The organism is Pedobacter sp. Leaf194 (assembly GCF_001423945.1).
Taxonomy (GTDB): domain Bacteria; phylum Bacteroidota; class Bacteroidia; order Sphingobacteriales; family Sphingobacteriaceae; genus Pedobacter.
In genome coordinates this window covers 374326-396708 of the sequence record NZ_LMPU01000009.1, presented here as the reverse complement: position 1 = coordinate 396708, position 22383 = coordinate 374326, and the positions used below count along the sequence as shown (strand labels likewise).

The following is a 22383-nucleotide window of genomic DNA, read 5'->3' as shown; positions in this document are numbered from 1 at the left end:
CTTGTTGATATTGCGTAACAGTAACGTGTTTTGCAATCCCAAAAATAAGATTTATATTTATAATACACACGTCATATCATATTATGAGAATTTGGCTTAACAAACATTTTGGTTTCAGCAAAGGCGAATTCAACGGCTTAGTGTTCTTAACTGCAATTATTCTCCTCTTAAAAATTTCTCCCTTAGCGTACAATTATTATAAGCCTGTTGATGAAGATGGGCCGGCTTTATCGGCAGCAATTAAAAAAATAACAATTACCGACGAGGAAAGTTCGTACTACACCCGCGATAGAATCGAAAATGCAGGGATTAAGACCAGCTCAAGGTTATTTAAATTCGATCCCAATAAAATCAGTTCGGAAGAGTGGCAAACACTTGGTTTATCGACAAAGCAAGCGCAGTCTATCGTAAATTATAGAAACAAAGGAGGTAAGTTTTACAGAGCAGAAGATTTGCAAAAGATGTACACCATTTCGCCCGCGATGTATAAGAAGCTTTTGCCATATGTAGAAATAGAAAATAAAGAGCCATCATTTGCAGGGAAAAATTTTCAATACGAGAAAAAAGAGTATGTTAAAAAGGCGCTTGTTGTCGTTGAGCTTAACCAAGCCGATTCTGCCGGTTTGGACCAGATAAAAGGCATTGGGCCGGCTTTCGCAACCAGGATTTTAAAATATCGGGAGCGTTTAGGTGGTTTCTACAAAAAGGAACAACTTCTGGAAGTTTATGGCTTAGATTCGGTAAAGTATGCAGAAATAAAAGACCAGATAACGATAAATGCATCGTCAGTTAAGACGCTTAATATCAATACCGCTGACTTTAGTGCATTAAAGTCATCACCCTATCTATCCTACAAACAAATTAATGCAATTATTCAATACCGCAAACAGCATGGCAACTATGCTGGATTGAGTGATTTGAGAAAAGTGGCTATTCTTACGCCTCAGATTATTGAAAAAATTACCCCTTACATTACTTTTTAGTTGCTAAACGCTTTATCGTTCGGTTGAGACAGAAAAATAATTTAAATTCTTTTCAAGAAAAAATCCAGTTTTTTTATGTGTTAAAATTGGCAGATCGGGTAATTGAACCCAATACCATTTCGTTCTGCATTTGTGCGAATTTTAAATAGGAAATAACTAAAAAATAATTGTTTATCATTGCCGCCACTAACCATAAAATATAAATTAATGAGCGTAAGCTATAATTTTTCAGAAACTGAAACACAGGTAAATGTAAAGGCGATGGTTCGGGATTTTGCCGAGAAACACATTCGCCCGAATATAATGGAATGGGATGAGGCACAATTCTTTCCGGTAGATTTATTTAAGCAATTGGGGGAGATGGGGTTGATGGGCGTTTTAGTGCCCGAAGAGTACGGTGGCTCAGGTTTGGGCTACCAGGAATATGTAGATGTAATTGTAGAAGTTGCCAGAGTTTGTGGTTCTATCGGCTTATCGGTGGCCGCCCACAACTCGCTTTGTACCGGCCATATTTTGGCTTTTGGTAACGATGAGCAGAAGAAAAAGTGGTTGCCAAAATTAGCAACTGCCGAGTGGATTGGCGCCTGGGGTTTAACTGAGGCCAATACTGGTTCTGACGCACTGCGGATGATGACAACAGCTGTTGAAGATGGTGATGACTATATAATTAATGGTTCGAAGAACTGGATAACCCATGGAAAAAGCGGCGATGTTGCCGTTGTAATGGTACGTACGGGCGAGCAGGGAAGCTCGAAAGGAATTTCGGCAATAGTGGTTGAACGTGGTACGCCAGGATTTTCTGCCGGTAAGAAAGAGAATAAATTAGGAATGCGGGCATCTGAAACCACAGAGATGATTTTTGATAATTGCCGCGTTCCAAAGGCAAATTTGCTTGGAAATGTTGGCGAGGGTTTTAAGCAGGCCATGAAAGTTTTAGATGGCGGAAGAATTTCAATTGCTGCATTAGGTTTAGGCATTGCAAAAGGTGCTTTTGATGCTGCGGTTTCTTATTCGAAACAACGCCAGCAATTTGGGCAACCAATTTCGAGTTTTCAGGCCATTAGTTTTAAACTTGCAGATATGGCGACAGAGATTGAAGCATCGGAACTTTTGATTCGCCAGGCCGCTGATTTGAAAAACAGACACCTGCCAATGACAAAGGAATCGGCAATGGCTAAATATTTTTCGTCGGAAGTTGCCGTAAAGGTATCAACCGAAGCAGTGCAGATTTTTGGTGGTTACGGCTATACTAAAGATTTTCCTGTAGAAAAATTTTACCGCGACAGTAAATTATGTACAATAGGCGAGGGGACTTCAGAAATTCAGAAAATTGTAATTGCCAGAGAAATTTTAGGCTAAGCTTAATCAAAATATTAACAACCAAATATATTTATGAGTAATCCGGAAGGTAACAACCTCCGGATTTTTTTTGTCTGTTTTTTTCAAACTAAAATATTTTACAAATTGTTTTCAATGAAAAACTAAAAGATATGGCAAAGTACTCAGAAAAAGCTGGTGAAAAGGTGGAGCAAACCATGCACGAATTGAAAGAAGGTAAGCTCAAAAGTGGTTCGGGCAAAAAAGTAACTTCTAAAAAACAAGCGGTGGCAATAGGCTTATCAGAAGCCAGAAAAGAAGGTGCAAAGGTTCCGAAAAAGAAGAGCTAATTTAAAAAGACTTAATTACTGGGGTAAATCTTTAACAGAAAGAATGCTGTCTACAAGATAAACCGAGAAGCCTCTCCAGGGTAAGGTATTTTTGTATTCTTTGTAATGCAATTCATAAAACTTACCACTATTAGCCATCATTTTTTCGGCAATTGCTTTACTGCCAATAGAAAACTCAAATTCGTTATTTTGTAAGGTTCCTGTCTGCCTTGATTTTATGCCGCTTTGAATTAGTTTACCTTCGTATGTTTTAAACATGTAGCCTTTTTTAACAACATAGTTAAGTTCTCCAGCTTTAACACCTTCGCCAAAAACGAAGAAATAACGATAATAAGCTAAGCCAGCCAGTAGAAGAATTGCAATTACTGCAATGATTGAAATAACTTTTTTTCCTGTAGTCATTTGTTGTTTATTTAAGATCTAAATGTATAAAAAGAAAATAATTAATTCAGTTAAACGATAATATGTTTTCATTTGCAGTGTAATGATTCAAGAGACGCTTTGAGGATTAACACCTGATATTTTCCAGTTTTAAAACAGGTTTTCTACAACAGGATTTAAAAAAAACAGGAGGCAATAATTTTCCAGGCATTTTATAGCAGCAATTAAATTTATATGCCTGAGATTCGTTAATGTTTTTTTCGCAAAAACGTTTCTGAGTTTCAATAATTTGCTTACATTTGCATCCCTTACAATAAGGAAAATTTAAAAACCACGAGAGGAGGTATTTCAGCGTTATGATTATTATCAACATTAAAGACGGCGAATCATTAGATAAAGCCCTTAAACGTTTCAAGAAGAAATTCGAAAAAACTGGTGTATTGAGAGAACTACGTAGCCGTCAGGCATACGAGAAAAAATCTGTAGCTCGTCGTACTGAAATTAAACATGCTGTTTACATTCAGAATATGAACCAGGATACAACCGTATAGTTTCAAAGATATATACAATAATATTAAGTGCCTTCAGTGTTTTCTGAAGGCATTTTTTTTGTGTAAAATTTTCTGTTAATAATTTCTTAATATTAAAACAATTAGTAACTTCAATCTTAGTGGGCTACTAATTTATATTAAATGTTGCTGAACGGTTTTTTAACATATTTACTTCACGAGAAACGCTATTCTCAGCATACCATAACCTCTTACAAGGCTGATTTGGTTCAGTTTGAAAAGTACATTGCCGATACGTATGGTTTAAATTTTTTAGACATTAAGCATACCCACGTGCGGAGTTTTATGGTTGATTTGATGGAAGAAAAATCATCAGAAAACAGCATCAACCGAAAAATATCTTCGTTGCGCAGCTTTTATAAGTTTCTGATACGTGAAGGTAAAGCCGAACAAAACCCAATGGTTTTGATTAAAGCGCCGAAAATCCCTAAACGCTTGCCGGTTTTTGTAGAAAGTCAAAAGCTTGATCACCTGCTGGATTCTGAAACCTTTTTTAACGATGATTTTTATTCCAAAAGAAATCATCTTGTAATCGAATTGCTTTTTGGTACGGGCATGCGGCTGGCCGAATTAATTAACCTAAAGGAAACAGATTTCGATGTTTATTCAAATACGATTAAAGTCTTGGGTAAACGCAATAAGGAACGCATTATTCCCATCAATAAACAACTTGTAAATCAATTAAATAGTTACATCGAATTAAAAAAGTTGCAAAGTTTCGATAACAATTTGCCAAACTTAGTCGTTACCAATAATGGTGCGGCTGCTTACCCTAAGTTAATATACCGCATTGTAAGTTCTTACCTAAAATACGTGTCAACTCATGATAAAAAGAGTCCGCATGTACTTCGCCATAGTTATGCAACCAGTTTGCTCAATGCCGGTGCAGATTTAAATGCAATTAAGGAGTTGTTAGGTCATGCCAGCTTAGCCGCTACACAGGTTTACACACACAATTCAATCGAAAGATTAAAAACAATTTATAAACAAGCCCATCCAAAGGCGTAAAAAAAAGGAGGAAAAATGAAAATCGGAGTTCAATCAATCCACTTCAGTGCAGACAGTAAGTTGTTAAACTTTATACAGAAGAAGGCCAATAAGCTCGATCAGTTTTTTGACCAGATAATTAGTGGTGAAGTGTATTTAAAGTTAGAGAACGTAGAAGATGAAGCCAATAAAATCAGTGAAATAAAGCTGATTGTACCGGGTGGAACGTTATTCGCTAAAGAACAATGTAAATCATTTGAGGAAGCCACGGATTTGGCAATCGAATCATTAAGAAAGCAGATTACCAAGCATAAAGAAAAAACAAGAAAAAAAATTAGTGAACAGAAAACTGTTTTAATTGATAGTGAAATATCTGATTACTAATTAACGATACCATTATAAAAACGGCATAAAGTAATTTATGCCGTTTTTTGTTTGGGCGGATTCACATGATTTATAATAGAAGATTAAATTATCACCAATTAAACCGGAACGTTACCTATGAATAAGAATTTAGCATTGAAAAGCATTGGCTTTTTACCATTTGTAATTTATCTCCTAGCAACCAGCATCTGGAAACTAAGTTACTGGGTAAGTATCTTGATGCTGTCGACAGCTATTTTGTTAGGAATGGTTTCGTTGTTTTTGCAAAAAACTAAAGGGTTGTACCTTTTGGTGGGCGGTATATTTTTAATAGCGTTATCAATTTTCATCTATCAATATTTACCGTAACAATTTCTTTTTTTTTGGACATTTTGAAGGGACGGTTTTATTTTTAAGAAATCCAATTACCAGGTACTAACAAATAATGTAAAAAAAAAATTCAGCAGAAAACACTGTCCACTCTTGCTGAAACATCTGATTACTAAGTAAATATTTTTTCTATTTTTAGATAAGCAATTAGCGGGTTTAAAGGCCTGCTAATTTTTTTTTAAATTTATTTTGAATAGAAATATAAATGTGTAGATTTGCATTCCAATTCGGAAAGGGGGTTACCTCAAATAACGAAATGGATTGTTCTGTGAAAGTATAATATTTTATAAAATACGCATTCATTTGTTTAGAAAACCATTTTTTTAAACGGTGCAATAAAAATAAAAGCCTCCTTAGCTCAGCTGGTAGAGCAACTGACTTGTAATCAGTAGGTCATTGGTTCGATTCCGATAGGAGGCTCTGTTATTTTAAGGTGTTCGCATTTTAGGATAAAGTTGGGGAGATTCCAGAGCGGCCAAATGGGACAGACTGTAACTCTGTTATCGCAAGATTTCGAAGGTTCGAATCCTTCTCTCCCCACAAGTTGATTGTAGATTTTAGATTGACGATTTTAGATTGAGACCATCAATCGTAATTCATAAATCTAAAACCGTAAATTAGCAAGCGGAAGTAGCTCAGTTGGTAGAGCGATAGCCTTCCAAGCTATAGGTCGCGAGTTCGAACCTCGTCTTCCGCTCTTGGAAGTTCATTAGTAAATAGTTCACTGGTTCATTTGTAACCTAACGAACTGGCAGGCTATTGAACTAATGAGCTGAATAAAAAGCCGACTTAGCTCAGCGGTAGAGCACTTCCTTGGTAAGGAAGAGGTCATGGGTTCAATTCCCATAGTTGGCTCAGGTAAAAGAAGCTTTGTTAAATCTGTTAATTAGAACAGAGTAGACAAGGTTTTTTGTGTTGCATTGCAATAAAACAATAAATAAAAAATAATAAAAAGTTAACCTACTAATTAGTTATAAATAAAATGGCAAAAGAAAAATTTGACCGCAGTAAACCGCACTTAAACATCGGTACAATCGGTCACGTCGATCACGGTAAAACAACTTTAACAGCAGCTATTACAAAATGTTTAGCTGATGCAGGTTTATCTGAGGCACGTTCATTCGAATCTATTGACTCTGCTCCAGAGGAAAAAGAAAGAGGTATTACAATCAATACAGCTCACGTTGAGTATTCAACAGCTAACCGTCACTACGCACACGTTGACTGTCCAGGTCACGCGGATTACGTGAAAAACATGGTAACTGGTGCTGCTCAAATGGACGGTGCAATTATCGTTGTTGCTGCTACAGATGGTCCAATGCCACAAACTCGTGAGCACATCTTATTGGCTCGCCAGGTAGGTGTTCCTTCATTAGTTGTATTCATGAACAAAGTGGATATGGTTGATGATCCTGAGTTATTAGAATTAGTTGAAATGGAAGTTCGTGAATTATTATCATTCTATGAATTCCCAGGTGATGACATTCCAGTAATCCAAGGTTCTGCTTTAGGTGGATTAAACGGTGATCCGAAATGGGTTGGAAAAATTATGGAATTAATGGAAGCGGTAGATAACTACATTCCAATTCCTCCACGTTTAACTGAACTTCCTTTCTTAATGCCTGTAGAAGATGTATTCTCAATTACTGGTCGTGGTACAGTTGCTACTGGTCGTATTGAGCGTGGTGTAATCAACTCAGGTGATCCGGTTGAAATCTTAGGTATGGGTGCTGAGAACTTAAAATCTACAGTAACTGGTGTTGAGATGTTCCGTAAAATTTTAGATTACGGTGAAGCTGGTGATAACGTTGGTTTATTATTACGTGGTATTGAGAAAACTGATATCCGTCGTGGTATGGTAATCTGTAAACCAGGTTCAGTAACGCCTCACACAGATTTCAAAGCTGAGATCTATGTATTATCAAAAGCAGAAGGTGGTCGTCACACTCCATTCTTCAACAAATACCGTCCTCAATTCTATTTCCGTACAACAGACGTAACTGGTGAGATTTCATTAGCTGAAGGTACTGAGATGGTAATGCCAGGTGATAACGTTACAATTACAGTTAAATTGATTAACGCAATCGCAATGGAAAAAGGTCTACGTTTCGCTATCCGTGAAGGTGGTAGAACAGTAGGTGCTGGTCAGGTAACTGAAATTTTAAAATAGTAACCCCAAACCCCTACGGGGGCTTAAGGAAAATAATTGAAAGCAAGGTGCTTGAGAAATACTTAAGTACTTTGCTTTTAAATTACGGGAATAGTTCAACGGTAGAATAGAGGTCTCCAAAACCTTTGATCAGGGTTCGAATCCTTGTTCCCGTGCCAAATAATGGTTGTTTAATGAATGTTACAAGGATAGAATGTTAGCATTCGTTCATTCACTAACTCAATCATTTAATCATTTAAATAGATATGGCTAAAGTAGTTCAGTTTATAAAAGAATCGTATGATGAAATGACCCAGAAGGTTACATGGCCAACCTGGGGCGAGCTTCAAAATTCGGCGGTTCTTGTTTTAGTAGCCTCTTTAATTATTGCATTAATCATTTTCGCAATGGATAAAGGTTCTGTATTCGTGTTAGATACTTTTTACAAATCACTTTCTAATTAATATACTAATGAGCGATCTTTTAAAGTGGTATGTTGTAAGAGCGGTAAGCGGTAAAGAAAAAAAGGTAAAACAGTATATTGATGCTGAAATAAGTCGTTTAGGTTTCTCTCATTTGGTTCCTCAGGTTTTAATACCTATGGAGAAATATTACCAGATGAAAGACGGTAAAAAAATTGCAAAAGAGCGTAACTTTTATCCTGGTTATGTTTTAATTGAAGCAACTTTAGACGGCGAACTAGAACACATCATTAAAGGCATTAATAGTGTAATTGGATTTTTAGGTGATAAAGCCGGTAATCCAATCCCGATGCGCCAGGCAGAAGTTAACCGTATTTTAGGTAAGGTTGATGAAATGAGTGAGCAGGGAGAGATGATGAATGTGCCTTTCTACGTTGGCGAAAACATCAAAGTTATGGATGGACCTTTCAACGGTTTTACCGGTGTTATCGAAGAAGTAAACGAAGAGAAGAAAAAATTAAAAGTTATGGTTAAGATTTTCGGTCGTAAAACGCCACTGGAACTTAACTATATGCAAGTAGAAAAGGAGTAATCTGATTTACGATTTTAGATTTTAGAGTTTCAAATTACGATTTAAAAATATAGAACCTTCAGATTGATTTCTGGAGGTTTTTTTAATTAGAGGGCTTGCTTTATTTCACGACTTCACAAATTATAAAAAATTTCTCTTAATCTATTGTCTATCTGCAAGATTATTCATATCTTTGCAGTCCTTTTGGTTTTATATAAAGCCGCCAGGAAATTAAATGTTACATGCTTCCACAATTAACATTGAGTTTTAAATAAATAAAAACACAAAATGGCAAAAGAAGTCAGTGCAATGATCAAATTACAGATCAAAGGCGGAGCGGCAAATCCATCGCCACCAGTAGGACCTGCATTAGGTGCTAAAGGTGTTAACATTATGGAGTTTTGCAAACAGTACAACGCTCGTACCCAAGATAAAGCAGGTAAAGTATTGCCGGTTGTAATTACTGTTTATGCTGATAAGTCATTCGATTTCATCATCAAAACCCCTCCTGTAGCCATCCAGTTAAAAGATGCTACTAAATTACAGAGTGGTTCTGCTGAGCCTAACCGTAAAAAAGTTGGATCGGTGACCTGGGACCAGATTAAAGTTATTGCTGAAGATAAGATGCCTGATTTAAATGCATTTACAATCGAATCTGCAATGAGTATGGTTGCCGGTACAGCACGCAGTATGGGAATCACCGTTTCTGGTGACGCACCCTGGAATAATTAATTAAAAACAGTTTACAACAGTGGCGAAATTAACTAAAAATCAAAAAAAGGCACATGCTAAAATAGAAGCTGGTAAAGCTTATACTTTACAGGCTGCTGCTGCTTTGGTAAAAGAAATCACTACCACTAAATTCGATGCATCAGTTGATATTGATGTATCATTAGGTGTAGATCCACGTAAAGCCAATCAAATGGTACGTGGTATTGCTACTTTACCACACGGAACAGGTAAAACTGTACGTGTTTTAGCTTTAGTAACTCCTGATAAGGAAGAAGAAGCAAAAGCAGCCGGCGCAGATTTCGTAGGTTTAGACGAATATGTGGCTAAAATTGAAGGTGGTTGGACCGATGTAGACATTATTATCACTACACCAGCTTGTATGGCGAAAGTAGGTAAATTAGGCCGTGTTCTAGGTCCAAGGAACTTAATGCCAAACCCAAAATCTGGTACAGTAACTAACGAAGTTGGTAAAGCTGTAACAGAGGTTAAAGCAGGTAAGATTGATTTTAAAGTAGACAAAAGCGGTATTATACACGCTTCAATTGGGAAAGTATCATTCCCGGCAGATAAAATTTATGAAAATGCATTAGAGATCATCTCTGTAATTTCTAAATTAAAACCATCTGCTGCTAAAGGAACTTATTTTAAGAGCATTCACGTGTCTTCTACAATGAGTCCTGGAATTGCAATTGAAACAAAATCAGTAGCGGGGATCTAATCATGAACAGAGAAGAAAAAAACGAAGTAGTTTTAGAACTACAAGGACAAATGCAGGAGTTTGGCAATTTTTACATTGCTGATACTTCGAGCCTTTCTGTTGAGCAGATTAATAACATCCGTCGCAAATGTTTTGAAAGTGATATCGTAATGAAGGTTGCTAAAAACACTTTAATCCGCAAAGCGATTGAAGGTTTGGACGGCGATGCTTCTGAGATATACGAAGCCCTTAAAGGTTCATCATCATTATTATTCTCAAAAACAGCAAACGCTCCGGCTAAGTTGATTAAAACTTTGAGAAAAACTTCTGATAAACCTTTGCTTAAAGCGGCATACATAGATTCATCAGTATACGTTGGCGATGACCAATTGAATAACTTAGTAAGCTTAAAATCGAGAGAAGAGCTTATTGGCGATATCATTGGATTATTACAATCACCAGCTAAAAATGTTGTTTCTGCCCTTAAATCAAGCGGTGGCAAAATTGCAGGAATTGTTAAAACTCTACAAGAAAGAGAAGGTTAACGAACACCTTAAGTTCGAAAATTAAACAAAATTATTACACGTAAATTTTTAAAATCTTAATAAAATGGCAGATTTAAAAGCGTTTGCTGAGCAATTGGTAAACTTAACAGTAAAAGAAGTTAATGAATTAGCTCAAATCTTAAAAGATGAGTATGGTATTGAGCCTGCAGCTGCTGCTGTAGTTGCTGGTCCTGCTGCTGGTGGTGATGCACCTGCTGCTGCTGCAGAAAAAACATCTTTTGATGTAATCTTAAAAGAAGCTGGTGGTCAGAAATTAGCAGTTGTAAAACTTGTTAAAGACTTAACTGGTTTAGGTTTGAAAGAAGCTAAAGACTTAGTAGACGGAGCACCAAAAGAATTAAAAACTGGTGTTGCTAAAGACGAAGCAGAAGCTCTTAAAAAACAATTAGAAGAAGCTGGAGCAGTAGTTGAAATTAAGTAATAACTTAATTTAGCTAAGCTAAAAATGTATCAGACACCGACTGAAAATGTCGGTGTCTTTACCTGTTTATAAACACCTCATTTTGCTTGGTTAATGAGGATGTTTCAAACCCGAAACCAAACAAATAGTTTATTCTTAAACTAAAATCTTTTAGTCCATTGGCAAAGACAGTCGAACAAAGAGTAAATTTTGCAACTAGTAAGCACATTATAGACTATCCGGATTTTCTGGATGTGCAATTGCAATCATTCAGAGAATTTTTCCAGATAGATACCACATCAGACGATCGCTCTAGCGAAGGTTTGTTTAAAGTGTTTGCTGAAAACTTTCCAATAACAGATTCAAGAAACATCTTCGTTTTAGAGTTTCTTGATTATTTTGTTGATCCGCCACGTTACGATATACACGAATGTATTGAGCGTGGATTAACCTACAATGTTCCATTAAAAGCGAAGCTAAAGCTTTCTTGTAACGATGTTGAACATGAAGATTTTGAAACCATTATTCAGGATGTGTACTTAGGTACAATCCCGTATATGACACCAAAAGGTACATTTGTTATCAACGGTGCAGAGCGTGTTATCGTTTCGCAATTACACCGTTCTCCAGGCGTGTTTTTCGGCCAAAGCCGTCACACAAACGGAACCAAATTGTATTCAGCACGTGTTATCCCTTTCAAAGGTTCATGGATCGAGTTTGCTACAGACGTTAACAACGTAATGTATGCTTACATCGATCGTAAGAAAAAATTCCCGGTTACCACTTTATTACGTGCTATTGGTTACGATTCTGATAAAGACATCTTAGAACTTTTTGATCTTGCTGACGAGGTAAAAGTTAGTAAATCAGGTTTAAAGAAATATATCGGTCGTAAACTTGCTGCAAGAGTTTTAAAGAAATGGGTTGAAGATTTTGTAGATGAAGATACAGGTGAGGTAGTTTCTATCGACCGTAATGAAGTGATTCTTGAAAGAGAAACCGTTTTAGAAGACGAACACATTGATATGGTAATCGAAGCAGGTGTTAAAACCATCATTCTTTCTAAAGAAGATGGTGCTAGCCAGGCCGATTATACCATTATTTATAATACATTACAAAAAGATACATCAAACTCTGAAAAAGAGGCTGTTGAAAACATCTATCGTGCTTTGCGTAACGCAGAACCACCTGATGAGGAAACTGCACGTGGTATCATTGATCGTTTATTCTTCTCAGATAAACGTTACGATTTAGGAGATGTTGGTCGTTACCGCATCAACCGTAAATTGAAAATGAATACACCGGATGATGTTAAAGTTTTAACAAAAGCGGATATTATCGCCATTGTTAAATACTTAATTAAATTAATAAACTCTAAAGAAGAGGTGGATGATATTGACCACTTATCAAACCGTCGTGTACGTACGGTAGGTGAGCAATTGTACGCACAATTCGGTGTAGGTTTAGCCCGTATGGCAAGAACCATCCGTGAGCGTATGAACATTCGCGATAACGAGGTGTTTACACCAACTGACTTAATTAACGCCCGTACGTTATCGTCAGTTATCAACTCTTTCTTTGGTACAAATCAGTTGTCTCAGTTTATGGATCAAACCAATCCATTAGCCGAGATTACACACAAACGTCGTTTATCAGCTTTAGGCCCGGGTGGTTTATCACGTGAGCGTGCTGGTTTCGAGGTACGTGACGTTCACTATACGCACTATGGTCGTTTGTGTACAATTGAAACGCCAGAGGGACCGAATATTGGTTTGATTTCATCACTTTGTGTGCATGCAAAAATCAATAATTTAGGTTTCATTGAAACACCATACAAACGTGTTGAAGATGGTAAAGTAGTTGTTGATTCTGATGTTATTTATTTATCTGCAGAGGATGAAGATGGAAAAACCATCGCTCAGGCAAATGCAGAATATGATGATAAAGGTAACTTTATAACACCACGCGTAAAAGCACGTTATGAGGGTGACTTCCCGATTATTGAGCCTGAGAAATTAGACTTGATGGATGTTGCGCCTAACCAGATTACTTCAATCGCTGCGTCGTTAATTCCGTTCTTAGAACATGATGATGCGAACAGGGCATTGATGGGATCGAACATGCAACGCCAGGCCGTACCATTGTTACGTCCGGAAGCTCCGATTGTTGGTACAGGTTTGGAAGGCCGCGTTGCACGCGACTCAAGAACACTTATCAATGCAGAAGGTAATGGTGTTGTAGAATATGTAGATGCGAATGAAATCACCATTAAATACGAACGTAACGAAGATGATCGTTTAGTTTCATTTGAAGGTGATAGCAAAACTTACCGTTTAATTAAGTTCAAAAAAACCAACCAGAATACTTGTATTAACTTAAAACCAATCGTTAAGAAAGGTCAGAAAGTTACTAAAGGACAAGTTCTTTGCGAAGGTTATGCAACTGAAAATGGCGAGTTGGCATTAGGTAGAAACCTTAAAGTGGCATTCATGCCTTGGCAAGGTTTTAACTTTGAGGATGCGATTGTAATTAACGAACGTATTGTTCGTGATGACGTTTTCACTTCATTGCATATTGAAGAGTTTGAATTAGAAGTACGTGATACTAAACGTGGAGAAGAGGAATTAACACCAGATATCCCGAACGTTTCTGAAGAGGCTACTAAAGACCTTGATGAAAACGGTATTATCCGTATCGGTGCTGATGTAAAAGAAGGTGATATTTTAATTGGTAAGATTACCCCTAAAGGTGAGTCTGACCCATCACCTGAAGAAAAATTACTACGTGCAATCTTTGGTGATAAAGCAGGCGATGTTAAAGATGCGTCTTTAAAAACTCCTCCTTCAATCCAGGGTGTAGTAATTGATACTAAGTTATTCAGCCGTGCTAAGAAAACTACAAAAGCTGAAGAAAAATCGGCAATTGAGAAATTAGACAAAGGGTATAACAACATCACTGAGAAGTTAAAAGCAGAATTAGTAGATAAATTATTCACCATTGTAAATGGAAAAACATCTCAGGGTGTATTTAACATTTACAAAGAATTGTTAGTTGCTAAGGGTGCTAAATTCACTCAGAAAATTTTAGCAGATCTTGATTACAATCACATCAGCCCTAACAAATGGACTACTGATGATGACAAGAACGAGATGATTAAAATGTTGCTTCACAACTACGGTATCCGTGTTAACGAAGAACTTGGCGCTTACAAACGCGATAAATTCGCAATTAGTGTAGGTGATGAGCTTCCATCGGGAATTGTACAGATGGCAAAAGTTTATGTTGCTAAAAAACGTAAATTAAAAGTAGGTGATAAAATGGCTGGTCGCCACGGTAACAAAGGTATTGTTGCACGTATTGTACGTGATGAAGATATGCCTTTCTTAGCTGATGGTAGCCCTGTTGATATTGTGTTGAACCCACTTGGTGTACCTTCACGTATGAACTTAGGCCAGATTTACGAAACCGTATTGGCATGGGCCGGTAAAGAACTGGGTGTTAAGTTCGCTACACCTATTTTTGATGGCGCTACGCACGATGAGGTTGAAGAGTGGATTGCTAAGGCAGGTGTTCCTGCCTCAGGAAAAACTTACCTATATAATGGTTTAACTGGTGAGCGTTTCGATCAGACTACAACAGTAGGTATTATCTATATGTTGAAACTAGGTCACATGGTTGATGATAAAATGCACGCCCGTTCAATCGGACCATACTCATTAATTACACAACAACCATTGGGTGGTAAAGCCCAGTTCGGTGGCCAGCGTTTTGGTGAGATGGAGGTTTGGGCATTAGAAGCATTCGGTGCTGCTAATATTCTTCAGGAGATATTAACCGTTAAATCGGATGATGTTATCGGAAGAGCCAAAACTTACGAAGCTATTGTTAAAGGTGAAAACCTACCAACACCAGGTGTGCCAGAATCGTTTAACGTATTGGTGCATGAGTTACGCGGTTTAGGTTTAGATATTACGTTAGATTAACTAAGGTAGAAGGTATAGAGGTAGAAGGTTAAGGGTTTAGACGCCCCAAGCCCTCTACCTTTCCGCCCTCCGCCTTTAACCTTATAAAAAGAGTATGTCTTACAAAAAGGATAATAAATTAAAAAGCAATTTCACATCAATCACGATTAGCTTATCGTCTCCGGAAATTATTTTGGAACGTTCGAGCGGTGAGGTGTTGAAACCGGAAACTATTAACTACCGTACTTACAAACCTGAACGTGATGGTTTGTTTTGCGAGCGTATTTTTGGTCCGGTAAAAGACTACGAATGTCATTGCGGTAAATACAAACGTATCCGTTATAAAGGTATTGTTTGTGATCGTTGTGGTGTTGAAGTAACAGAAAAGAAAGTACGTCGTGAGCGTATGGGACACATTGCTTTGGTGGTTCCTGTTGCGCACATCTGGTATTTCCGTTCATTACCAAACAAAATCGGTTATTTATTAGGTTTACCTACTAAGAAATTAGATTTAATCATTTATTACGAGCGTTACGTAGTTATCCAATCAGGCTTAATGGCCGAAGAAGGTATCAATTATATGGACTTCCTAACCGAAGAAGAATATTTAGATATCTTGGATAAATTACCTAAAGAAAATCAATACTTAGACGATAAAGATCCTAATAAATTCATCGCCAAAATGGGTGCTGAAGCGTTAGAAGATTTGTTAAAACGTATTGACTTAGATACTTTATCTTACGACTTACGTCACCAGGCAGCTAACGAAACATCTCAGCAGCGTAAAAATGAGGCGTTAAAACGTCTTCAGGTTGTTGAAGCTTTCCGCGGCGCTAATACACGTATTGAGAATCGTCCTGAGTGGATGATTGTTAAAATTGTTCCGGTTATTCCACCAGAATTACGTCCTTTAGTTCCATTAGAAGGTGGTCGTTTCGCAACTTCCGATTTAAATGATTTATACCGTCGTGTAATTATCCGTAACAACCGTTTAAAACGTTTGATCGAGATTAAAGCACCAGAGGTAATTTTACGTAACGAGAAACGTATGCTTCAGGAAGCTGTAGACTCGTTATTTGATAATTCACGTAAAGTTAACGCGGTTAAAACTGAAGGTAACCGTGCTTTGAAATCACTTTCAGATATTCTGAAAGGTAAACAAGGTCGTTTCCGTCAAAACTTATTAGGTAAACGTGTGGATTACTCAGCACGTTCGGTAATTGTTGTAGGCCCGAGCCTTAAATTACACGAGTGCGGTATTCCTAAAGATATGGCTGCTGAGCTTTACAAACCATTCATTATCCGCAAGATGATTGAACGTGGTGTTGTAAAAACAGTTAAATCTGCAAAGAAAATTGTAGATAGAAAAGATCCTTTAGTTTGGGATATCCTGGAAAATGTACTAAAAGGACACCCGGTTTTATTAAACCGTGCACCTACGTTACACAGACTTGGTATTCAGGCTTTCCAGCCAAAACTAATCGAAGGAAAAGCTATCCAGTTACACCCTTTAGTTTGTACTGCATTTAACGCCGATTTTGATGGTGACCAGATGGCTGTGCATTTACCACTAGGTAATGCGGCAATTTTGGAAGCCCAGGTATTAATGTTGGCAGCACACAACATCTTGAACCCTGCAAATGGTACACCAATTACAGTACCATCTCAGGATATGGTTTTGGGTCTTTACTACATTACTAAAGGCCGTAGAACTGATGAAACCAGAGTTGTAAAAGGACAGGATTCGAATTTTTATTCTCCTGAAGAAGTTATCATTGCTTATAATGAGAAAGAATTAGACTTGCATGCTTTTATCAAAGTAAGGGTAAATGTTAAGCAATCTGATGGTTCTATCGTTAATAAGTTGACAGAAACAACTGTTGGTAGAGTTTTATTCAACCAGATGGTACCGGAAGAAGTTGGTTACATCAATGAGTTGTTAACTAAAAAATCGTTAAGAGATATTATCGGTGAGGTAGTTAAAATGACTGGTATGGCCCGTGCTTCTCAATTCTTAGATGATATCAAAGAATTAGGTTTCCGTATGGCTTTCCAGGGCGGTTTATCGTTCAACTTACAAGATGTAAATATTCCTGTAGAGAAACATACATTGCTTGAGCAAGCAGCTGCTGAGGTTGAAGAGGTGAGAAACAACTATAACATGGGTTTCATTACCAACAACGAGCGTTACAACCAAATTATCGATATCTGGACCCGTATCAACAACAGGTTAACTACTTTCGTTATGACTCAGTTATCTTCAGATAACCAAGGTTTTAACTCAGTTTACATGATGCTTGATTCAGGTGCACGTGGTTCAAAAGAGCAGATTCGTCAGCTTTGCGGAATGCGTGGTTTGATGGCAAAACCTCAAAAATCAGGTTCAGGTGGTGATATTATCGAAAACCCTATTTTATCAAACTTTAAAGAAGGCTTATCCGTATTAGAGTACTTTATCTCTACTCACGGTGCTCGTAAAGGTTTGGCAGATACGGCTTTGAAAACGGCGGATGCGGGTTACTTAACTCGTCGTTTACATGATGTTGCACAGGATATGATTGTAAATGATAACGATTGTGGTACCTTAAGGGGTATGTACACAACAGCATTGAAAGATCAGGAAGATATTGTTGAGCCATTATACGACAGGATTTTAGGTCGTACCTCGTTACATGATGTGTACAATCCATTGGATAACACGTTATTGATAGGTGCGGGCGAAGATATTAACGAAGATGTAGCTAAAGCGATTGAAGAATCTCCTTTAGAAGGTATCGAAATTCGTTCGGTATTAACCTGCGAAGCCAAACGTGGTGTTTGTGCACTATGTTACGGACGTAACTTAGCATCAGGCAAACGTGTTCAGAGAGGTGAGGCAGTTGGTGTAATTGCAGCACAATCAATCGGTGAGCCGGGTACACAGTTAACACTTCGTACTTTCCACGTGGGTGGTACTGCATCAAACATCGCTGCAGAATCAAACATCGTAGCTAAATTTGATGGTGTTATCGAATTTGAAAACATCCGTACTGTTGATACACAAACAGAAGATGGAACAGTTCAGGTTGTATTAGGTCGTTCAGGTGAATTCAAAATTGTTGAGCCAGGAACGGGTCGTATTATTGTAACCAACAACATTCCTTACGGTGCATTCTTATTTGTTAAAGAAGGCGATAAATTATCAAAAGGAGATAAAATTTGTTCGTGGGATCCATATAACGCGGTTATTCTTTCAGAATTTGCCGGTAAAGCACAATTTGATGCAATTATTGAAGGTGTTACCTTCCGTGAAGAGTCAGATGAGCAAACTGGTCACCGTGAAAAGGTTATTATCGATACACGTGATAAAACAAAAAACCCTTCGGTTCAAATCGTTGATAAAAAAGGCGAATTCATTAAAGGTTATAACATCCCGGTAGGTGCTCACGTTTCTGTTGATGAAGGCGAAGCTATCCAAACTGGTCAGATTATCGCTAAAATTCCTCGTGCAACTGGTAAAACCCGTGATATTACCGGTGGTTTGCCTCGTGTAACGGAATTATTCGAAGCTCGTAACCCATCTAACCCGGCTGTAGTAACCGAAATTGATGGTGTTGTAACTTTGGGTGGCGTTAAACGTGGTAACCGTGAGATTACAATTGAATCTAAAGATGGTGAAGTTAAAAAGTACCTTGTTCCATTGTCTAAACACATCCTTGTTCAGGATAATGATTTTGTGAAAGCTGGTATGCCATTATCAGATGGTTCGATTTCTCCTGCAGATATCTTATCAATTAAAGGCCCTGCAGCAGTTCAGGAATATCTCGTTAATGGTATTCAAGAGGTATACCGTTTGCAAGGTGTGAAAATTAACGATAAGCACTTTGAGGTAATTGTTCACCAAATGATGCAGAAAGTTCACATCGAGGATCCAGGCGATACTATTTTCTTAGAAAATAACGCTGTTGACCGTTGGGATTTTGCTGAAGAAAACGATGCAATGTACGACAAGAAAGTTGTTGAAGATGCAGGCGATTCGACAGATCTTAAACCAGGCCAAATTGTTTCATTACGTAGATTAAGAGATGAAAATTCTCAGCTGAAACGTAAAGATTTGAAACAAATCCAGGTTAGAGATGCGAGACCAGCAACTGCGAGTTCTATCCTTCAGGGTATTACACGTGCATCATTAGGTACTAAATCGTTCATTTCTGCGGCTTCATTCCAGGAAACTACGAAAGTATTAAATGAGGCAGCAATTGCAGGTAAACGCGATAATATGTTGGGCTTGAAAGAAAACGTAATTGTAGGTCACTTAATTCCTTCAGGAACTGGTGTACGTGGTTACGAAAGAATCATCGTTGGTTCTCAGGAAGAGTACGACAAATTATTAGCTTCGAAACAAGAAGAAGTAGAAGCATAATATTTCAATATTTTAAGAAAAGTCCTCCACTAAAATGGAGGACTTTTTTGTTTAAATTGGATTTCTAGCGTTCAATATTTCCGGCAATTACAAATTTTGTCGTTAATACTATGAATACTCGATTCAATAAATCTCCTTATTTTATTTAATCTTTTCTTTAAATCCGCCGTTTAGCAGCGGATTTTTTTATTTTTGACTTATGGAAGAACAACAAAACGAAAACCAGTTGAACATAGAGCTATCTGAAGAGATTGCTGAAGGTATTTTTTCGAACCTGGCAATAATTACCCATTCTAATACGGAGTTTGTGCTCGATTTTATCAGGGTGATGCCGGGCTTGCCAAAAGCGAAGGTAAAGTCGAGAATTATCCTTACGCCTGAACATGCAAAACGTTTGCTAACCGCACTGGAAGATAATATCCAAAAATTCGAACACGTTAACGGCCGCATCAAAACGCAGGAAGAACCGCCTTTTACGATGGGTTTTGGAGGCCCTACAGCCCAGGCATAAATTTCTTTAAAACAAAATAAACAAATACTTGATTGCTATGTTAGCATAATATATATTTGTCATATAACCATATATAAATGAGAAAAATTTTATTGAGCGTATTACTTTCTGCCCCGCTGTGGGTTTTGGGGCAGGGTTTCCAGGTTAATTTACAAGGCCAGAAACAAATTGGCATGGCTGGTGCGGGTTCTGCACTTGCTTTAGATGAAGCTTCCGTATTTTACAACCCAGGTGCAGTTAGTTTCCTGGAGAAAAATTCCATTTCTGCGGGCGTGAATCCACTTTTGTTTAAGTCGGCTTTTCAGCGAACGGGCTCAAACGTTACCGAAGATGTAAAGAATAAAATAGCGCCACCTTTCGAATTCTACGCAGTTTGGGGTCCGAAATCAAACCGTTGGAAACTTGGTTTAGGGGTTTACACGCCATTTGGGGGTTTGGTAGATTGGGGTGATAACTGGTCTGGTAAATACGCCCTAACTTCTTTAAACCTGAAAGCAATTTATGTTCAACCTACTTTGAGTGTAAAAATTACTGATCAGATTGGTATCGGTGCCGGTTTTGTTTATAACCATGGCGACGTAAACCTTCAGCGGGCACTTCCGGTAAATTATCCTGATGGCCGCTCGGGCAAGGTAACGCTTGACGGTACAGGTAAAGGTTATGGCTGGAATGCGGGTATATATATCAAAACTTTAAGTAATGTTACTTTTGCAATTGTACATAAATCGAAAGTGGTAACGAAGTTAGATGGAGGTTCTGCGCAATTTGATGTGCCTGAATCTTTGAGAACTTCTTTCCCGGCAGGAAATACATTTAATGCAGAACTGCCTTTACCCGCTACAACTAGTTTAGGTATTGGAATTCCATTATCGAAAAGCACGTTGCTCGCATTCGATGCAAGTTGGGTGCAGTGGCACATCTACCAGGATTTATCTTTCGATTATGCAACCAATACTTCAGCACTTGCAGATACAAAATCGGCCAGAAACTATCGTGATGGTTCTTCATTTAAACTGGGTATAAACCACCAGGCATCTGATAAACTTGCCCTACGGGCCGGTGTTGGTTATGCTTTTAGTCCGGTTCAGGATGGTTATGTAACTCCGGAAGCACCAGATGCTGACCGTTATATTTTAAGTGCCGGTGCAGGTTACGCTTTCACTTCTAAATTTGAAGTTAATGCATCATTCTTTTTTGAAGATGTTAAATCGCGTAAACAACGCAATATTGAAACTGGATTAGATGGTACATTTAAGACTTTGGTTTATGCGCCGGGTATTTCATTAACTTATAAATGGTAGGAGAATTTCAAATGAAGAAATATATATACAATAGTTTTTTTGCGGCCGTAATTCTTTTTGCAGCGGCTTGTAAACCCGATATAGATACCGCTGTTGGGACATCTGCAGGTCAGGCAAATTTTAGCAAATACATTGCCGTGGGTAATTCTCTAACATCTGGCTTTGCCGATGGCGGGCTTTACCTTGAAGGCCAAAAAGTTGCTTACCCTAATCTTGTGGCTGCTCAAATGGCCACTGTTGGAGGTGGTAGCTTTACTTCTCCATTTTTTACCGATGCGCAGGCAAATGGTTCAGGCTATTTAAACTTATCAGCACTTGTAAATGGAACGCCAACTTTAACAAACGTAACGAGTAACCTCGCTTACCGTGATGCGGCCGGGCATTTGGCAAAATACACCGGCGAGGTACAAAATCTTGGTATCCCTGGTATGCGTGTTGATTTAGCTTTTGCTGCTCCTTTTGGTGCTGCAAATCCTTATCTTGAGCGCTTGCTAACTGATGCACAAGTTGGAACGGTGAGTTATTTCCAGTTTATTCAGGGAAGAAATCATACTTTCTTTTCTTTGTGGCTAGGTAATAATGACGCTTTAGGTTACGCAACAAATGGTGGAGTAACTACCGATGCGACAAACGTGTTGACTGATAAATCGACCTTCGCACTTTTATATTCGAACTTAGTAAATTCATTAACAGCTGGCGGACAAAAAGGCGTAGTTGCTACCATTCCTGACGTTACCGCAATTCCATATTTTAATACCGTAACCATTGCAGCCTTGCTTAATGCAGCCAAAGCAATTAACCCTGCGGCGGCAGCAATTTATATTCAAACCGGAACCGGTGCGGTAAGGGCTGCAACTGCTGATGATTTGATTCGTTTACCTTTCCAATCTTCTGGTTTATTTGGTGTTCCAAATGCTTCGGGCCTTCCTTACGGCTTACATCCTTTAAATCCGATTGCCAACAACTGGGTTTTAGATAAAGACGAAATCGTTAAAGTGAAAGATTATGTACTTAGCTATAACAGTACCATCAAATCGCTTGCGGATAGCAAAGGCCTTGCCATAGCAGACACCTATACTTATCTAAATCAGGTGAAAACAGGCATTGTTTTGCAAGGTGTTGGAATTAATTCCGGCTTTATAACCGGTGGTGCTTTTTCTTTGGATGGTGTTCACCTAACGCCACGTGGAAATGCTGTAATTGCAAATGTATTTATTGATGCAATTAACGGCAAATATGGCTCTAATATTCCTACTGTCGACATTACACAGTATAGAGGTGTTAAGTTTCCAGATAAATAAGATAGTTCAGAAAAACAAAAAGGCTCCGG

General features: G+C 38.0%; 19 protein-coding genes and 5 tRNA genes. 23 read left to right on the top strand and 1 reads right to left on the bottom strand.

The genetic code is table 11. The features are described 5' to 3' along the window. Window positions 1-83: 83 nt before the first annotated feature. The 3 genes from ASG14_RS12015 to ASG14_RS20415 all read left to right on the top strand — a co-directional run bounded on the left by ASG14_RS12015 (window position 84) and on the right by ASG14_RS20415 (window position 2650). On the top strand, window positions 84-983 hold the full coding sequence (locus tag ASG14_RS12015) for a ComEA family DNA-binding protein (RefSeq protein ID WP_056871298.1): 900 nt from the start codon (window positions 84-86) through the stop codon (window positions 981-983). A 207-nt stretch (window positions 984-1190) separates the two neighbouring features. Further along, window positions 1191-2342 (top strand): acyl-CoA dehydrogenase family protein, encoded by a 1152-nt coding sequence (locus ASG14_RS12010; RefSeq protein WP_056871764.1) that lies wholly within the window; start codon window positions 1191-1193, stop codon window positions 2340-2342. A 131-nt stretch (window positions 2343-2473) separates the two neighbouring features. Then, a complete protein-coding gene (locus ASG14_RS20415) occupies window positions 2474-2650 on the top strand; it encodes a DUF6496 domain-containing protein (protein ID WP_200940337.1) in 177 nt (58 codons plus the stop codon). A 15-nt stretch (window positions 2651-2665) separates the two neighbouring features. Here the strand turns inward: ASG14_RS20415 and ASG14_RS12005 are convergent, their stop codons facing one another. Further along, a complete protein-coding gene (locus ASG14_RS12005) occupies window positions 2666-3052 on the bottom strand; it encodes a hypothetical protein (protein ID WP_056871297.1) in 387 nt (128 codons plus the stop codon). A gap of 335 nt (window positions 3053-3387) precedes the next feature. Between ASG14_RS12005 and rpsU the strand changes: the two genes are divergently transcribed. The 20 genes from rpsU (at window position 3388) to ASG14_RS11900 (ending at window position 22354) form a co-directional block, all read left to right on the top strand. Beyond that, a complete protein-coding gene (gene rpsU, locus ASG14_RS12000) occupies window positions 3388-3582 on the top strand; it encodes a 30S ribosomal protein S21 (RefSeq protein WP_056871296.1) in 195 nt (64 codons plus the stop codon). Between the two features lie 141 nt (window positions 3583-3723). Beyond that, complete coding sequence (locus ASG14_RS11995; RefSeq protein WP_056871295.1) at window positions 3724-4608, top strand: tyrosine-type recombinase/integrase; 885 nt, start codon at window positions 3724-3726, stop codon at window positions 4606-4608. 15 nt (window positions 4609-4623) lie between these two features. Further along, complete coding sequence (gene hpf, locus ASG14_RS11990) at window positions 4624-4971, top strand: ribosome hibernation-promoting factor, HPF/YfiA family (RefSeq protein ID WP_056871294.1); 348 nt, start codon at window positions 4624-4626, stop codon at window positions 4969-4971. Window positions 4972-5687: 716 nt separating this feature from the next. Further along, window positions 5688-5760 (top strand) — tRNA-Thr (locus tag ASG14_RS11980). A 37-nt stretch (window positions 5761-5797) separates the two neighbouring features. After that, a tRNA-Tyr gene (locus tag ASG14_RS11975) sits at window positions 5798-5880 on the top strand. An 84-nt stretch (window positions 5881-5964) separates the two neighbouring features. Then, a tRNA-Gly gene (locus ASG14_RS11970) sits at window positions 5965-6037 on the top strand. Window positions 6038-6123: 86 nt separating this feature from the next. After that, window positions 6124-6195, top strand: a tRNA-Thr gene (locus ASG14_RS11965). Window positions 6196-6322: 127 nt separating this feature from the next. After that, window positions 6323-7510, top strand: a complete 1188-nt coding sequence (tuf, locus tag ASG14_RS11960) for an elongation factor Tu (protein WP_056871292.1) — start codon at window positions 6323-6325, stop codon at window positions 7508-7510. 84 nt (window positions 7511-7594) lie between these two features. Next, window positions 7595-7668 (top strand) — tRNA-Trp (locus ASG14_RS11955). 87 nt (window positions 7669-7755) lie between these two features. Beyond that, window positions 7756-7953, top strand: coding sequence for a preprotein translocase subunit SecE (gene secE, locus ASG14_RS11950; protein WP_056092816.1), 198 nt, complete (start codon window positions 7756-7758; stop codon window positions 7951-7953). Window positions 7954-7960: 7 nt separating this feature from the next. Beyond that, complete coding sequence (gene nusG / locus ASG14_RS11945; RefSeq protein WP_056092813.1) at window positions 7961-8503, top strand: transcription termination/antitermination protein NusG; 543 nt, start codon at window positions 7961-7963, stop codon at window positions 8501-8503. A 267-nt stretch (window positions 8504-8770) separates the two neighbouring features. Then, a complete protein-coding gene (gene rplK / locus ASG14_RS11940; protein ID WP_010601094.1) occupies window positions 8771-9214 on the top strand; it encodes a 50S ribosomal protein L11 in 444 nt (147 codons plus the stop codon). Window positions 9215-9233: 19 nt separating this feature from the next. Beyond that, window positions 9234-9932 (top strand): 50S ribosomal protein L1, encoded by a 699-nt coding sequence (gene rplA / locus ASG14_RS11935; protein ID WP_056092810.1) that lies wholly within the window; start codon window positions 9234-9236, stop codon window positions 9930-9932. Between the two features lie 2 nt (window positions 9933-9934). Next, window positions 9935-10456, top strand: coding sequence for a 50S ribosomal protein L10 (gene rplJ, locus ASG14_RS11930; protein WP_056871291.1), 522 nt, complete (start codon window positions 9935-9937; stop codon window positions 10454-10456). Between the two features lie 64 nt (window positions 10457-10520). Then, window positions 10521-10898 carry a 50S ribosomal protein L7/L12 gene (gene rplL, locus ASG14_RS11925; protein WP_025143257.1) on the top strand — a complete coding sequence of 126 codons (378 nt, stop codon included), beginning with the start codon at window positions 10521-10523 and terminating at the stop codon, window positions 10896-10898. Between the two features lie 158 nt (window positions 10899-11056). Further along, window positions 11057-14860 carry a DNA-directed RNA polymerase subunit beta gene (gene rpoB, locus ASG14_RS11920; RefSeq protein WP_056871290.1) on the top strand — a complete coding sequence of 1268 codons (3804 nt, stop codon included), beginning with the start codon at window positions 11057-11059 and terminating at the stop codon, window positions 14858-14860. 94 nt (window positions 14861-14954) lie between these two features. Further along, the gene (gene rpoC / locus ASG14_RS11915) at window positions 14955-19241 is read left to right on the top strand and encodes a DNA-directed RNA polymerase subunit beta' (protein WP_056871289.1); all 4287 of its coding nucleotides are present in this window, start codon (window positions 14955-14957) and stop codon (window positions 19239-19241) included. Window positions 19242-19440: 199 nt separating this feature from the next. Further along, a complete protein-coding gene (locus ASG14_RS11910; protein ID WP_056871288.1) occupies window positions 19441-19752 on the top strand; it encodes a DUF3467 domain-containing protein in 312 nt (103 codons plus the stop codon). 77 nt (window positions 19753-19829) lie between these two features. After that, a complete protein-coding gene (locus ASG14_RS11905) occupies window positions 19830-21053 on the top strand; it encodes an OmpP1/FadL family transporter (RefSeq protein ID WP_056871287.1) in 1224 nt (407 codons plus the stop codon). Window positions 21054-21064: 11 nt separating this feature from the next. Beyond that, window positions 21065-22354 carry a hypothetical protein gene (locus tag ASG14_RS11900; RefSeq protein ID WP_056871763.1) on the top strand — a complete coding sequence of 430 codons (1290 nt, stop codon included), beginning with the start codon at window positions 21065-21067 and terminating at the stop codon, window positions 22352-22354. The last annotated feature ends 29 nt before the right edge of the window (window positions 22355-22383 follow it).

Excerpts from the sequence above, each read along its gene's own strand:
- ASG14_RS11900 (WP_056871763.1), top strand. The coding sequence starts at position 21,065 with ATGAAGAAATATATATACAATAGTTTTTTTGCGGCCGTAATTCTTTTT.
- nusG (WP_056092813.1), top strand. The coding sequence starts at position 7,961 with ATGAGCGATCTTTTAAAGTGGTATGTTGTAAGAGCGGTAAGCGGTAAA.
- secE (WP_056092816.1), top strand. The coding sequence starts at position 7,756 with ATGGCTAAAGTAGTTCAGTTTATAAAAGAATCGTATGATGAAATGACC.
- rpoC (WP_056871289.1), top strand. The coding sequence starts at position 14,955 with ATGTCTTACAAAAAGGATAATAAATTAAAAAGCAATTTCACATCAATC.
- rpsU (WP_056871296.1), top strand. The coding sequence starts at position 3,388 with ATGATTATTATCAACATTAAAGACGGCGAATCATTAGATAAAGCCCTT.
- rplL (WP_025143257.1), top strand. The coding sequence starts at position 10,521 with ATGGCAGATTTAAAAGCGTTTGCTGAGCAATTGGTAAACTTAACAGTA.
- rplJ (WP_056871291.1), top strand. The coding sequence starts at position 9,935 with ATGAACAGAGAAGAAAAAAACGAAGTAGTTTTAGAACTACAAGGACAA.
- ASG14_RS20415 (WP_200940337.1), top strand. The coding sequence starts at position 2,474 with ATGGCAAAGTACTCAGAAAAAGCTGGTGAAAAGGTGGAGCAAACCATG.
- tuf (WP_056871292.1), top strand. The coding sequence starts at position 6,323 with ATGGCAAAAGAAAAATTTGACCGCAGTAAACCGCACTTAAACATCGGT.
- ASG14_RS11995 (WP_056871295.1), top strand. The coding sequence starts at position 3,724 with ATGTTGCTGAACGGTTTTTTAACATATTTACTTCACGAGAAACGCTAT.
- ASG14_RS12005 (WP_056871297.1), bottom strand. The coding sequence starts at position 3,052 with ATGACTACAGGAAAAAAAGTTATTTCAATCATTGCAGTAATTGCAATT.
- rplK (WP_010601094.1), top strand. The coding sequence starts at position 8,771 with ATGGCAAAAGAAGTCAGTGCAATGATCAAATTACAGATCAAAGGCGGA.
- hpf (WP_056871294.1), top strand. The coding sequence starts at position 4,624 with ATGAAAATCGGAGTTCAATCAATCCACTTCAGTGCAGACAGTAAGTTG.
- ASG14_RS12015 (WP_056871298.1), top strand. The coding sequence starts at position 84 with ATGAGAATTTGGCTTAACAAACATTTTGGTTTCAGCAAAGGCGAATTC.
- ASG14_RS11910 (WP_056871288.1), top strand. The coding sequence starts at position 19,441 with ATGGAAGAACAACAAAACGAAAACCAGTTGAACATAGAGCTATCTGAA.
- ASG14_RS11905 (WP_056871287.1), top strand. The coding sequence starts at position 19,830 with ATGAGAAAAATTTTATTGAGCGTATTACTTTCTGCCCCGCTGTGGGTT.
- ASG14_RS12010 (WP_056871764.1), top strand. The coding sequence starts at position 1,191 with ATGAGCGTAAGCTATAATTTTTCAGAAACTGAAACACAGGTAAATGTA.